At 53.3% G+C, this 13,497-nt stretch carries 10 protein-coding genes and 1 other annotated feature; of the genes, 5 read left to right on the forward strand and 5 right to left on the reverse strand.

What is annotated here, in order from left to right:
- Positions 1 to 16: 16 nt before the first annotated feature.
- The 3 genes from tomB to acrA all read right to left on the reverse strand — a co-directional run bounded on the left by tomB (position 17) and on the right by acrA (position 5,285).
- A complete protein-coding gene (gene tomB / locus IP581_RS05375) occupies positions 17 to 391 on the reverse strand; it encodes an Hha toxicity modulator TomB (protein ID WP_017459991.1) in 375 nt (124 codons plus the stop codon).
- Positions 392 to 919: 528 nt separating this feature from the next.
- Positions 920 to 4,069, reverse strand: a complete 3,150-nt coding sequence (gene acrB, locus IP581_RS05380) for a multidrug efflux RND transporter permease subunit AcrB (RefSeq protein WP_086871135.1) — start codon at positions 4,067 to 4,069, stop codon at positions 920 to 922.
- A gap of 22 nt (positions 4,070 to 4,091) precedes the next feature.
- Complete coding sequence (gene acrA / locus IP581_RS05385) at positions 4,092 to 5,285, reverse strand: multidrug efflux RND transporter periplasmic adaptor subunit AcrA (protein ID WP_086871137.1); 1,194 nt, start codon at positions 5,283 to 5,285, stop codon at positions 4,092 to 4,094.
- Positions 5,286 to 5,427: 142 nt separating this feature from the next.
- Between acrA and acrR the strand changes: the two genes are divergently transcribed.
- Together acrR and mscK are read left to right on the forward strand one after the other, a co-directional pair.
- On the forward strand, positions 5,428 to 6,081 hold the full coding sequence (gene acrR / locus IP581_RS05390; protein ID WP_086871139.1) for a multidrug efflux transporter transcriptional repressor AcrR: 654 nt from the start codon (positions 5,428 to 5,430) through the stop codon (positions 6,079 to 6,081).
- A 126-nt stretch (positions 6,082 to 6,207) separates the two neighbouring features.
- Entirely contained in the window at positions 6,208 to 9,564 is a 3,357-nt protein-coding gene (gene mscK, locus IP581_RS05395; RefSeq protein WP_193821923.1) for a mechanosensitive channel MscK, read from the forward strand.
- A gap of 16 nt (positions 9,565 to 9,580) precedes the next feature.
- Here mscK and rsmS read toward each other — a convergent pair whose 3' ends face one another.
- Complete coding sequence (gene rsmS / locus IP581_RS05400) at positions 9,581 to 9,736, reverse strand: pleiotropic regulatory protein RsmS (RefSeq protein WP_020456812.1); 156 nt, start codon at positions 9,734 to 9,736, stop codon at positions 9,581 to 9,583.
- Between the two features lie 13 nt (positions 9,737 to 9,749).
- A complete protein-coding gene (gene priC / locus IP581_RS05405) occupies positions 9,750 to 10,277 on the reverse strand; it encodes a primosomal replication protein N'' (RefSeq protein WP_193821924.1) in 528 nt (175 codons plus the stop codon).
- Positions 10,278 to 10,345: 68 nt separating this feature from the next.
- Here priC and IP581_RS05410 point away from each other — a divergent pair, with 68 nt between their 5' ends.
- From IP581_RS05410 to dnaX, 3 genes are all read left to right on the forward strand, one after another.
- Positions 10,346 to 10,723, forward strand: coding sequence for a DUF454 family protein (locus tag IP581_RS05410; RefSeq protein ID WP_193821925.1), 378 nt, complete (start codon positions 10,346 to 10,348; stop codon positions 10,721 to 10,723).
- Positions 10,724 to 10,875: 152 nt separating this feature from the next.
- Positions 10,876 to 11,427 (forward strand): adenine phosphoribosyltransferase, encoded by a 552-nt coding sequence (gene apt / locus IP581_RS05415; RefSeq protein WP_017459999.1) that lies wholly within the window; start codon positions 10,876 to 10,878, stop codon positions 11,425 to 11,427.
- Between the two features lie 121 nt (positions 11,428 to 11,548).
- Entirely contained in the window at positions 11,549 to 13,486 is a 1,938-nt protein-coding gene (gene dnaX, locus IP581_RS05420; protein WP_193821926.1) for a DNA polymerase III subunit gamma/tau, read from the forward strand.
- Positions 12,819 to 12,883, forward strand: a sequence feature (DnaX frameshifting element). It overlaps the preceding gene by 65 nt.
- Positions 13,487 to 13,497: the final 11 nt, after the last annotated feature.

Below are 13,497 nucleotides of genomic sequence, written 5' to 3' on the forward strand. Positions count from 1 at the left end.
CCTTAGTGTTGAAAAATTAACAAGAGTGGCTAACGGGATTAGCCTTGCTTACATTGACGAAACTGCGGAACAATTTGTTACCTGTTTTGCGCCATTTCTGTAAGTCGTGTGTATTTATGCCATAGCTACTGAACAACATAAACGTATCGTCGAGGTATTCGTCTATCAGTTCAATCAGCTTATTATCTTCATTGTACTTAATTTTATAATTAAGTGCGAAAGTGGCTATGTGTTCTATCAGCTCGTTTAACTGCAAATTGATTGCTGAAGTAGGATCGTTAACCCACCCATGATGGCTCTCTTCAAGATTAACGAGGCAGTCATGGTACAACGTTTCGCAGAGAAATTTGAGCTGCGCAATATCATGCCTTTTCGGCGAGTATTCGTCCATAACGCATCCCCTTCTGAGTGGTAATTTTTTTTACTAACCAAACACTGTTTCAGGATGGGAAACTTCTGCTCTGACCAGAGACACAGGCTGCTTTATGATGTTGATATAACTATAAGCTAGTCTGAATAAGATTTCATGGTGCCATCATGAAAAATTACAAATAATATGTTTTCTTGTCCAAAATGGACGAAATAGCAATCAACTTAACGGAGATAAAATGTTGCGTTTATGCGCTTTATTGTTCGAGCTTCCTTACGATTCATTAAGTTAGCGCTATTGAGATTATTCCTCAAATCGGAATATTTTTATACCAGGATTTTTCTGACTTAATCTGATTGTACCAGCTAATTAAGAGTATTACCTGGCATCAAAGTTGTATCCCAAATACACAGTTATTATATGCCTTATATTTGCAGCATAAAATAAACAAACAGACAATAAATGCTTTTAATGAGCGTTTATGGGCGGATGAGTTGATGTGAAAAAGGCCGCTAAGTGCGGCCTTTTCTAATATAGAGACTGAGAAACTTAGTGCTGCTCAACTTTGTGGCTATGTTCGATATCTTCGCTGCGGCGGCTAAAGCGGCGGCGGACCACCACAAAGAACACCGGAACGAAGAAGATAGCCAGTACGGTTGCGGTGATCATCCCGCCCATAACGCCTGTACCTACGGCGTTCTGCGCGCCGGAACCTGCACCGGAGCTGATAACCAACGGCAGTACCCCGAGGATAAACGCCAGAGACGTCATCAGAATCGGGCGCAAACGCATACGTACTGCTTCGAGCGTCGCTTCTATCAGCCCTTTGCCCTCTTTATCCATGAGATCCTTGGCGAATTCGACGATAAGTATCGCGTTCTTAGCCGACAAGCCAATGGTTGTCAGCAGGCCTACCTGGAAGTACACGTCATTGGTCAGGCCACGGAAAGTCGCCGCCAGTAACGCACCAACTACCCCCAGTGGCACCACCAGCATGACCGAGAACGGAATCGACCAGCTCTCATACAGTGCCGCCAGACAGAGGAAGACCACAATCAGCGAAATGGCGTACAGCGCTGGCGCCTGGTTACCGGAGAGACGTTCCTGGTAGGACATCCCCGTCCAGTCATAACCGATACCGGTAGGCAATTTGCTGGCCAGTTCTTCCATCATTGCCATCGCTTCACCAGTACTTTTACCCGGCGCTGCCTGACCAAGAAGTTCCATTGACGGCAAACCGTTGTAACGTTCCAGACGCGGTGAACCATACTCCCAGTGCGTGGTGGAGAAGGCCGAGAACGGCACCATCTGACCATCGGTCGCACGGACATACCAGTTACCGATGTCGCTTGGCAGCATGCGGTATTTCGCCTGCGACATCACGTACACTTTCTTCACGCGACCGCGGTCGATGAAGTCGTTAACATAGCTGCCACCCCATGCTGCTCCCAGTGTGGTGTTGATATCGCTAATCGATACGCCCAACGCCTGCGCTTTTTCCTGATCGATATCGATCTTGAATTGCGGTGTATCTTCAAGCCCGTTAGGGCGCACGCCGACCAGCAGATCCGGATGCTGCGCGATTTCACCAAACAGCTGGTTACGCGCCTGCGTTAACTTCTCATGACCGAGGTTGGCCTGATCAATTAACTGGAAGTCAAAGCCGGTAGCCGTACCCAGCTCGACAATCGCTGGCAGGTTGAAGGCGAAGACCATCGCATCTTTAATGGACGCAAAGTGCGCGCTGGCACGACCCGCAATCGCAGGAACCTTGTTCGCTTCGCCTGGACGTTCATCCCAGTTTTTCAGCGAAACGAATGCCAGACCAGTGTTCTGACCGCGACCGGAGAAGCCGAAACCGTTAACGGTAAAGACGGAGTTCACATTGTCTTTCTCGTTTTCCAGATAATACTTCGTCACTTCATCCAGCACTTTCTGCGTACGTTCTTGTGTCGCACCCGCAGGTAGCTGAGCCATGGTCAGAAATACACCCTGGTCTTCATCCGGCAGGAACGAACTTGGCAGACGCACAAACAGCACCGCCATGCCCGCAACGATAATGATATAGAGCAGCAAATAGCGACCGGTGCTGCGCAGGATGTTGCCCACGCTGTCGGTGTAATGGTGCGTGCTCTTCTCGAACATGCGGTTGAACCAACCGAAGAAGCCTTTTTTGCCTTCGCCGTGATCGCCTTTGGCGACCGGTTTCAGCATTGTGGCGCACAGCGCAGGCGTCAGGATCAACGCTACCAGTACAGAGAGCACCATCGCAGAAACGATAGTGATCGAGAACTGGCGATAGATAGCGCCGGTAGAACCACCAAAGAAGGCCATCGGGATAAATACGGCTGACAGAACCAACGCAATACCAACCAGCGCGCCCTGAATCTGCTCCATAGAGCGGCGTGTCGCCTCTTTCGGCGGCAAGCCTTCTTCCATCATCACACGCTCGACGTTTTCCACCACCACGATGGCGTCGTCCACGAGCAGACCTATCGCCAGTACCATACCGAACATGGTGAGGGTGTTTATCGAGTAGCCAAACGCGGCGAGTATGGCGAAAGTCCCGAGCAGCACCACCGGCACCGCGATGGTTGGGATAAGCGTTGCGCGGAAATTCTGCAGGAACAGATACATTACCAGGAACACCAGCACGATCGCTTCAACCAGCGTTTTCACCACTTCGTTAATAGAGATCTTAACGAACGGGGTGGTGTCGTACGGGTAAACCACTTTCAGACCGTGCGGGAAGAAGGGTTCCAGTTTGGCAATGGTTGCGCGTACCGCTTCTGCGGTATCCAGCGCGTTCGCGCCGGTAGCCAGTTTAATCCCCAGACCGGCTGCCGGTTGACCGTTGTAGCGGGCGATAACGTCATAGCTTTCGCCGCCCAGTTCGATCTTCGCGACATCGCGCAGACGAACCTGCGAACCATCGCTGTTCACTTTCAGCAGGATTTTGCCAAACTCGTCGGTTGAGGTCAGACGGGTCTGCGCGATGATAGAGGCGTTCAACTGCTGCCCTTTCACCGGCGGTGTACCGCCTAACTGACCAGCCGCTACCTGGGCGTTCTGCGCTTTGATAGCCGCGATCACGTCAACCGGTGTCAACTGGAAGTTATTGAGTTTGTTCGGATCCATCCAGATACGCATCGCATACTGCGCACCGAACAGCTGAACATCACCCACGCCCGCAGTACGGCTGACCGGATCTTTAATGGTCGCGCCCACATAGTCGGCGATATCTTCCTGCGTCATTGAGCCATCGGTACTGATCATACCGAGAACCATCAGGAAGCTACTGGATGATTTCTCAACGCTAACACCTTGTTGTTGCACTTCTTGCGGTAACAACGGCATCGCCAGTTGCAGTTTGTTCTGCACCTGAACCTGCGCGATATCCGCATCAGTACCGGAATCGAAGGTGATAGTGATCTGTACCGTACCAGAGGAATCACTGGCAGAGGACATATACAGCAGGTTATCGATACCGTTCATGTTCTGTTCGATAACCTGCGTTACGGTATCCTGCACCGTTTTCGCATCAGCACCTGGGTAGGAAGCCGTGATCTGAATTGCGGGTGGCGCGATCGTCGGATACTGCGCCACCGGCAATTTGAGGATCGAAAGCGCCCCCGCCAGCATGATGATAATCGCGATAACCCACGCAAATATGGGGCGATCGATAAAAAACTTAGCCATGTCTTAACGGCTCCTGTTTAAGTTAAGACTTCGGTTTTTCTGACTGGCCGCCGGCCTGGGCTTGCTCTTTATTGTCAGAAGTCACTTCCTGCGCTTTCACTTGCGCGCCTGGTTTGACTTTTTGTAAGCCCGTGATGATCACGCGATCGCCGGCTTTCAGACCATCCGTTACGAGCCATTTGTCGCCAATGGCCTGAGCCGCAGTGATATTACGGATTTCAACTTTGTCGCCTTCGCCCACCACCATCACTGTTGCATCGCCGCGCGGCGTACGGGCAACGCCTTGTTGCGGAACCAGCATCGCGTTCGGGTTTACACCTTCTTCAAGCTTGGCGCGTACAAACATGCCCGGCAGCAGAGTGTGGTCAGGGTTCGGGAACACCGCACGCAGCGTGATAGAACCGGTGGTCTGGTCAACGGTCACACCGGAGAACTCCAGCGTACCAGCTTGCGAATACTGAATGCCGTCATTGGTGACTAACTGCACTTTCGCTTTGCCGTTTTCCTGTTTCAGAGAACCATTTGCCATCTCTTGTTTCAGGCGCAGGAAGTCGTTGCTCGACTGGGTTACATCAACATAGATCGGGTCAAGCTGCTGCACGGTAGTCAGCGCAGTCGTTTGCCCACTCTGCACTAACGCGCCTTCCGTGACGGTTGATGTACCGGTGCGGCCGCTAATGGGCGAGGTCACTTTAGTGTAAGCCAAATTGATGCGTGCGCTTTCAACCGCTGCTTTTGCGGCGACAACCGACGCATTAGCCTGCTGTGCATCCGCCTGGGCTGTGTCGTAATCCTGTTGGCTGATGTACTTGGTGCCGAGCAATTTTTTATAACGATTCACGGTCATCTGCGCGATATTCGCAGCAGCTTGCGCCTTAGCAAGATCACCTTTCGCGCTGTCGTAAGCCGCTTGATAAGTTGCCGGATCAATCTGATAGAGCGAGACACCAGCTTCAACGTCACTGCCTTCCGTGAAGTTGCGTTTTAAAATAATGCCGCTAACCTGCGGGCGGACTTCCGCAATGCGGTACGCACTGGTTCGGCCCGGCAGTTCCGTGGTGATTTGCAGAGGTTCAGTTTTGACCGTTACGACGCCAACTTCTGGCATCTGGCCTGCTCCCTGCTGCGCAGGTTTTTCGTCACATCCTGTAAGCGCTAAGCTGCCCGAAAGCATCAGAACGACCGCCAGAGGCGTTAACCCTCTGTTTTTGTTCATAAGTAAACCTCGAGTGTCCGATTTCAAATTGATCAATGGATCAATGGCCCAAAAACCCATTGCTGCGTTTATATAATGGTCGTGCTATGGTACAAACATTCACAAATGTATGTAAATCTGACTCCTGTAAATTCACCAACATATGGCACGAAAAACCAAACAACAGGCGCTGGAGACTCGTCAGCACATTCTTGATGTCGCCATGCGTCTATTTTCGCAAAATGGCGTTTCTGCAACGTCGCTGGCTGAAATTGCGCAGGCGGCAGGCGTGACTCGCGGCGCGATTTACTGGCACTTCAAAAACAAGTCGGATTTGTTCAGTGAAATATGGGAGCTATCAGAGTCCAGTATTAGCGATCTTGAGACTGAGTATCGGGCAAAATTCCCCGGCGATCCACTCTCTGTATTAAGAGAAATATTGGTTTATATCCTTGAAGCAACAGTTGTTGAAGAACGGCGTCGCTTAATGATGGAGATCATTTTTCACAAATGTGAGTTTGTCGGTGAAATGGCGATTGTGCAAGAAGCGCAGCGGAATTTGTGTCTCGAAAGCTATGATCGAATCGAGCTTACACTTCGCGAATGTATGCAGGCAAAATTGTTGCCGGACAATCTACTGACCCGCCGCGTTGCCGTGCTTATTCGTGCCTATATTTCAGGAATTATGGAAAACTGGCTCTTTGCCCCGCAATCTTTTGATCTCAAAAAAGAAGCGCGTGATTACGTTTCTATCCTTCTGGAGATGTGCCAGCTCTGTCCGACGCTGCGCGCTGAGCCGCACGCGCTCAACGCATAAATTGCAAGCCGCCAGGATTTCTCCTGGAGGCTTCTCACATTGCTAGGTTGTTGCATAACAGCGTGATATTCTTGCGCGCGTGGCTATTCCGGCCGCCTTCCCGAACAGAAAACGATCGCTCAAATTATGTTGCACAACTATCGCACGCGAAACACGTTCGCCGCTTTTGCCGCCGCATTGTTTCTTGTCTTTATTTGCCTCGCGAGTAACGTCGCCCGGGCGCAGACAACCAACGATTTGCCTTCCCGCACCGACGTGCAAAACCAGCTTGACGCGCTGAATAAGCAAAAAGAGCACTCCGCGCAGGACAAACTGGTTATCCAGGATTTAACGGAGACGCTGGACACGCTCGACAAAATTGACCGGGTCAAACAAGAAACCGCGCTGCTCAAGCAGAAAGTTGCACAAGCGCCAGACAAACTGCGCCAGGCAACGGATGCGCTCAACGCGCTGAATGATAAAGACAACGACGACGAGACGCGTAAAACGCTGGCCTCGCTCTCCCTGCGACAGCTGGAATCCCGCGTGTCGCAACTGCTGGAAGATCTGCAAACCGCGCAAAACGACTTATCCAATTACAACAGCCAACTGGTGTCATTACAGACTCAGCCGGAGCGCGTGCAGAATTCTATGTACTCCGCTTCGCAGCAACTGCAGCAAATTCGCAACCGTCTGAACGGCACTGCAGCGGGCGAGGGCGCGTTACGTCCTTCGCAGCAAAACCTGTTGCTGGTACAGCAGGCATTGCTCAATGCACAGATCGAACAGCTGCGCAAAAGCCTGGAAGGCAACACGGTATTGCAAGATACGCTGCAGAAGCAGCGTGATTACGTGACTGCGAACAGTAACCGTCTTGAGCACCAGCTCCAGTTATTGCAAGAAGCGGTAAACAGCAAGCGCCTGACGCTAACTGAAAAAACCGCACAAGAAGCGGTCACGCCGGACGAAACGGCGCGCATCCAGGCGAACCCGCTGGTAAAACAAGAGCTGGATATTAACCATCAACTGAGCCAGAAATTGATTGCCGCGACAGAGAGCGGTAACGCGCTGGTGCAGCAGAACATCAAGGTGAAAAACTGGCTCGATCGTGCGTTGCAGTCTGAGCGCAATATAAAAGAACAGATTTCCGTATTGAAAGGCAGCTTGCTGTTGTCGCGTATTCTCTACCAGCAACAGCAGACATTACCGTCGGCGGATGAACTGGAAGATATGACCAACCGCATTGCGGATCTGCGTCTTGAGCAGTTCGACATCAACCAGCAGCGTGACGCACTGTTCCAGAGCGATAACTTTGTCGCCAAACTGGAAGAGGGGCACCAGGCCGACGTTAATGACGAGGTTCATGACGCGCTGTTGCAAGTGGTGGATATGCGCCGCGAACTGCTCGATCAATTGAACAAGCAGCTTGGCAACCAGCTCATGATGGCTATCAACTTGCAGGTGAATCAGCAGCAATTGATGAGCGTGTCGAAAAGCTTGCAAGAGATCCTGACCCAGCAAATCTTCTGGGTGAACAGCAATAAGCCGATGGACTGGGAGTGGTTCAAATCTTTCCCGAAAGCGCTACGCGACCAGATTAAAAGCACCAAAATCACCGTTAACTGGGAAAAAGCCTGGCCAGCGGTGGCGATTGCTTTCCTGGCTGGTTTGCCATTATTGCTGATTGCCGGGCTGATCCGCTGGCGTTTGCGCTGGCTGAAAAGCTACCAGGCAAAACTTGCCGCCCAGGTCGGGCAATTGCGTAGCGACAGCCAGCTGCATACGCCGAAAGCGATTTTTATCGATCTTATTCGTGCCCTGCCGGTCTGTTTGCTGATCCTTGCGGTCGGCCTGATCCTGCTTACCATGCAGCTAAATATTAGCGAGCTGTTGTGGGCATTCAGTAAAAAACTGGCGCTGTTCTGGCTGGTATTTGGCCTGTGCTGGAAAGTGCTGGAAAAAGACGGCGTGGCGGTCAGCCACTTCAATATGCCTGCCCAGCTCACCAGTCACTGGCGTCGGCAGATTGTTCGCATCAGTCTGGCATTACTGCCGTTGCATTTCTGGTCGGTGGTATCAGAACTCTCCCCGCTGCATCTGATGGATGATGTGATCGGGCAGTTTGTCATTCTCATTAACTTGCTGGTGATCACCGCGCTGGTGTGGCCGATGTTCCGCGAAAGCTGGCATGATAAAGAGTCGCACAGCATACGTCTGGTGACGGTCACCGTGCTGGCGATTGTGCCGATTGCCTTAATGGTGCTGACGGCGACGGGTTATTTCTACACCACGCTGCGCCTCTCCGGGCGCTGGATTGAAACGGTTTACCTGGTCATTATCTGGAACTTGCTTTATCAGACGGTACTTCGTGGCTTAAGCGTCGCGGCGCGTCGTATTGCCTACCGCCGTGCGCTGGCGCGTCGGCAGAACATGGTGAAAGAGGGTGCGGAAGGGGCTGAACCGCAAGAAGAGCCGACCATTGCGCTGGAGCAGGTTAACCAGCAAACCCTGCGTATCACCATGTTAGTAATGGTGGCGCTGTTTGGCGTGGTGTTCTGGGCGATTTGGTCTGATTTGATCACCGTTTTCGCCTACCTCGACAGCATCACCTTGTGGCATTACAACGGCACTGAAGCTGGCGCGGCGGTGACGAAAAGCGTGACGCTTGGCAGCTTGCTGTTTGCGGTGATTGTCTTTGTGGTGGCATGGGCGCTGATCCGCAACTTACCGGGCTTGCTGGAAGTATTGATCCTCTCGCGGCTGAATATGCGCCAGGGCTCGTCCTATGCCGTTACCACGATCCTTAACTACGTCATCATTGCCGTTGGCGCGTTAACGGTGTTTGGCTCGCTTGGCGTCTCGTGGGACAAACTGCAATGGCTCGCCGCCGCGCTGTCGGTTGGTCTGGGGTTCGGCTTACAGGAAATTTTCGGTAACTTTGTTTCCGGCCTGATTATTCTGTTTGAACGCCCGGTGCGCATAGGCGATACAGTAACCATTGGCACTTTCTCCGGTACGGTCAGCAAAATCCGTATCCGTGCCACTACCATTACCGATTTTGACCGCAAAGAGGTCATCATCCCCAATAAAGCGTTCGTTACCGAACGCCTGATTAACTGGTCATTGTCCGATACCATTACCCGCGTGGTGATCCGTATAGGCGTGGCGTATGGTTCAGATCTCGACAAGGTGAAAAAAGTGTTGCTGAAAGCGGCGATGGAGCATCCAAAAGTGATGCACGATCCGGAACCTGCTGTCTTCTTCACTACCTTTGGCGCCAGTACGCTGGATCACGAGCTGCGTCTGTATGTGCGTGAACTGCGCGATCGCAGCTATACGGTGGATGAGCTTAACCGCACCATCGACAAGCTGTGTCGTGAGAACGATATTGATATCGCCTTCAATCAGCTGGAAGTGCATCTGCGTAATGATAAAGGTGATGAGCTGACCGAAGTGAAGCGTGAGCTAAAAGGTGACGATCCGACACCGTCGGTCGCACAGTAAAAATGTGCCCCCTCTCTTACGGGAGAGGGGCTGCCAGTTGTTTGTTTTCAAAATCTTTTTTAACAATCTCCAGCGCCTTGAGCACCAGTTCTGGCGCGATATCATGCTGCTCCAGCAACATAATCAAATCCACCGCCAGCTTGACTTCATCCGGGGCATTTTCCAGTGACATTCTCTCTCCTGGGTTAACGGGTTAAGCGCGTCAGCACACCTTCGATCTTCTCCAGCGCATGGCGGCAACGGGTGAGCCTGTCGGAAAACACTTCAACTTCCTTCTGCAATTGTTGCTGTTCAACAAGCGTAGTGACCGAGCGCAAACGCTGTTCACGTGCTTGTTTCATTACCAGCAGCCGACGCTCATATTCCTGATGCTTCAGGCGCCTACGCTGCCAGCGTGCGATGCCCGGCGACGCGTGATCCCACTCGCGTAATGACCAGACGGCGCTTTCACGCGTCAACGCCGCGATTTGCGCGGTCAAATGCTCCGCCAGCCAGATCACTTGTTCTAGCCGCTCATGTTCAACCGCGTGGCGTAGCGCCGCCATATTCGCTATGCTTTCATCAAGATAAGATTGCATTCGCGTACTGCGGGTTTGAAAAAGATGCCTGTCAAAACGGGCGCTAACCGTGGCGTGTTGCGCCAGCGGTGCGACCTGCTGGCGTAGCGTCGCGAGTTGTTGTTCCAGCCTCTGTAAAAGCACGGCGCTTTTCACGCGTCTTCCCCCTGTAAATCACCCTGACTGTGCTACATTAGCCGCTCATCCTGATAACGATTCGCATTATGCAACGCACTATTTTAATCATCATAGGCTGGTTGGCGGTAGCCCTTGGTACGCTCGGCGTGGTGTTGCCGCTGCTCCCGACCACCCCTTTTATATTGCTGGCGGCATGGTGCTTCGCCCGCTCTTCGCCGCGTTTTCACCAGTGGCTGCTCTACCGCTCCTGGTTTGGCGGCTATCTGCGCCACTGGCAGCAGTACCGCGCGATGCCGCCGGGGGCGAAGCCGCGTGCGGTTGCGGTCATCCTGGTTACGTTCGCCATTTCATTATATTTCGTGAACATGCTATGGGTTCGAATTTTGTTACTGGTCATCCTGGCCTGTCTGCTTTTCTTTATGTGGCGCATCCCGGTGATTGATGCAAAGCAACAAAAACCATAAAGCGCAGCGAAGGCAGTTGCAATTGTGGCAGAGTGCCAGTAAATTCGAGCGTTTTCGAGCACGGGTGCGGCTGATTAAATGTTAATCAGAGGTTACATCAGGCCTTCAACGCGCGTACCGTGAGTAATACCGTTTCTATCAGGCAAAAATCCATGACAGCGACTGCGCAGCAGCTTGAATTTCTTAAAAACAGCATCAAAAGCATTCAGGATTACCCGAAACCGGGCATCCTGTTCCGTGATGTCACCAGTTTGCTGGAAGACCCGAAAGCGTACGCTCTCAGCATCGAACTGCTGGTTGAGCGTTATAAAAACGCCGGGATCACCAAAGTTGTCGGTACCGAAGCGCGCGGCTTCCTGTTTGGCGCGCCGGTCGCACTCGGTCTGGGCGTCGGTTTTGTACCGGTGCGTAAACCGCGTAAACTGCCGCGCGAAACCATCGCCGAAAGCTATGAGCTGGAGTACGGCACCGATCAGTTAGAGATCCACGTTGATGCGATCCAGCCCGGCGATAAAGTGCTGGTGGTGGACGACCTGCTGGCAACTGGCGGCACCATTGAGGCGACGGTAAAACTGATTCGTCGTCTGGGTGGTGAAGTGACCGACGCCGCATTTATCATTAATTTGTTCGACCTCGGCGGCGAGCAGCGCCTGCAAAAACAGGGCATTACCAGCTACAGCCTGGTGCCGTTCCCGGGCCATTAATCGCGCTGTTTACGCCAATTACCTCCATTCCTCACGCCTGAGGGATGGAGTGTATTCACAGCCTGGCTGTGTTAGCATTATCCCTTCGTAAATCCACCTTCCAGCGTTTCAGAGCCTGCCAATGAGTTATCAGGTCTTAGCCCGAAAATGGCGACCACAAACTTTTGCTGACGTCGTCGGCCAGGAGCATGTGCTGACTGCACTGGCGAACGGCTTATCCTCAGGACGCATCCATCATGCGTATCTGTTTTCTGGCACCCGTGGTGTCGGAAAAACCTCTATTGCCCGCTTGCTGGCGAAGGGGCTTAACTGCGAAACCGGCATCACCGCCACACCGTGCGGCGTCTGTGATAACTGCCGCGAAATCGAGCAGGGCCGCTTTGTTGATTTAATAGAAATTGACGCCGCCTCGCGCACCAAAGTGGAAGATACGCGCGATCTGCTGGACAACGTACAGTACGCCCCGGCGCGCGGGCGTTTCAAAGTTTATCTCATCGATGAAGTACATATGCTCTCGCGTCACAGCTTTAACGCGCTGTTAAAGACGCTGGAAGAGCCGCCCGAGCATGTCAAATTCCTGCTGGCGACCACCGACCCGCAAAAACTGCCGGTGACCATCCTCTCCCGTTGCTTGCAGTTTCATCTTAAAGCGCTGGATGTCGACCAGATCCGTAACCAGCTCGAACATATTCTCGATGACGAGAAGATCGAACACGAATCCCGCGCGCTGCAACTGCTGGCGCGCGCCGCCGACGGCAGCCTGCGTGATGCGCTGAGCCTGACCGATCAGGCAATCGCCAGCGGCAACGGCCAGCTGTCTGCTGACGTGGTCAGTTCAATGCTCGGCACGCTGAATGACGACCAGGCGCTGTCGCTGGTTGAAGCGGTCGTCGCCGCCAATGGCGAACGCGCAATGGTGCTGGTGAACGATGCGGCCTCACGCGGCGTCGAGTGGGATGCGTTGCTGCTGGAAATGCAAACGTTACTGCACCGCATCGCGATGGTTCAGCTCACGCCTGCAGCGCTTGGCAGCGATATGGCGCCCGTTGAACACCGTTTGCGCGAGCTGGCCCGTACGGTGCCGCCCGCCGATGTGCAGCTCTATTACCAGACGCTGCTGATTGGCCGCAAAGAGCTGCCGTTTGCGCCGGACAGGCGTATGGGCGTCGAGATGACGCTGCTGCGCGCGCTGGCTTTCCACCCGCGGATGCCGCTGGTCGCGCCGGAAGCACCCCAACAATCTTTTGCTCCCGTCGCGCCTACGGCAGTCGTCGCGCCGCAGCAGGTTGCTGTCGCACCGCAAATGCCTTCGCAGATGCCGCCACCGCAAGATGTGCCGATGCCCGATGCGACCAGCCAGGTGCTGGCAGCACGCAGACAACTGCAACGCGCCCAGGGAGCAGACAAAGCAAAAAAGAGTGAACCGGCAGCCGCAACCCGCGCGCGGCCGGTGAGTAACGCCGCGCTGGAACGACTGGCTTCGGTGACCGAGCGCGTGCAATCGCGTCCGGCTCCGTCGGCGCTCGAACAGGCTCCGGCTAAAAAAGAGGCCTACCGCTGGAAAGCGACAACGGTCGTGGAAACGGTAAAAGAAGTTGTCGCCACGCCAAAAGCGTTGAAAAAAGCGTTGGAGCATGAAAAAACGCCGGAACTGGCGAAAAAACTGGCGGAAGAGGCGATAGAACGCGACGCCTGGGCAAAAGAGGTCAGCCAGCTCAAATTACCGAAACTGGTCGAACAGGTGGCATTGAACGCCTGGAAAGAGCAGGACGGCGAACGGATATGCCTGCATTTGCGTAGCTCTCAGCGCCATCTAAACTCGCAGGGCGCGTTGAAAACGCTGGGTGAGGCGCTGAGTGAATTACACGGCGCGGCGGTTGAACTGACTATCATTGAAGATGATAATCCGGCAGTGCGTACGCCGCTGGAGTGGCGCCAGGCAATCTATGAGGAGAAGCTCGCGCAGGCGCGCGAGTCGATCATTGCGGATACCAACATCCAGACGCTGCAACGTTTTTTCGATGCGGATCTGGACGAAGAGAGTATTCGCCCCCTTTGACGGGCAGCTGC

The organism is Kosakonia pseudosacchari (genome assembly GCF_015167415.1).
GTDB classification, from domain to species: Bacteria; Pseudomonadota; Gammaproteobacteria; order Enterobacterales; family Enterobacteriaceae; genus Kosakonia; species Kosakonia pseudosacchari.

Coding starts and splice junctions, on each gene's coding strand:
- tomB (WP_017459991.1), bottom strand. CDS start 391: ATGGACGAATACTCGCCGAAAAGGCATGATATTGCGCAGCTCAAATTT.
- acrB (WP_086871135.1), bottom strand. CDS start 4,069: ATGGCTAAGTTTTTTATCGATCGCCCCATATTTGCGTGGGTTATCGCG.
- acrA (WP_086871137.1), bottom strand. CDS start 5,285: ATGAACAAAAACAGAGGGTTAACGCCTCTGGCGGTCGTTCTGATGCTT.
- acrR (WP_086871139.1), top strand. CDS start 5,428: ATGGCACGAAAAACCAAACAACAGGCGCTGGAGACTCGTCAGCACATT.
- mscK (WP_193821923.1), top strand. CDS start 6,208: ATGTTGCACAACTATCGCACGCGAAACACGTTCGCCGCTTTTGCCGCC.
- rsmS (WP_020456812.1), bottom strand. CDS start 9,736: ATGTCACTGGAAAATGCCCCGGATGAAGTCAAGCTGGCGGTGGATTTG.
- IP581_RS05410 (WP_193821925.1), top strand. CDS start 10,346: ATGCAACGCACTATTTTAATCATCATAGGCTGGTTGGCGGTAGCCCTT.
- apt (WP_017459999.1), top strand. CDS start 10,876: ATGACAGCGACTGCGCAGCAGCTTGAATTTCTTAAAAACAGCATCAAA.
- dnaX (WP_193821926.1), top strand. CDS start 11,549: ATGAGTTATCAGGTCTTAGCCCGAAAATGGCGACCACAAACTTTTGCT.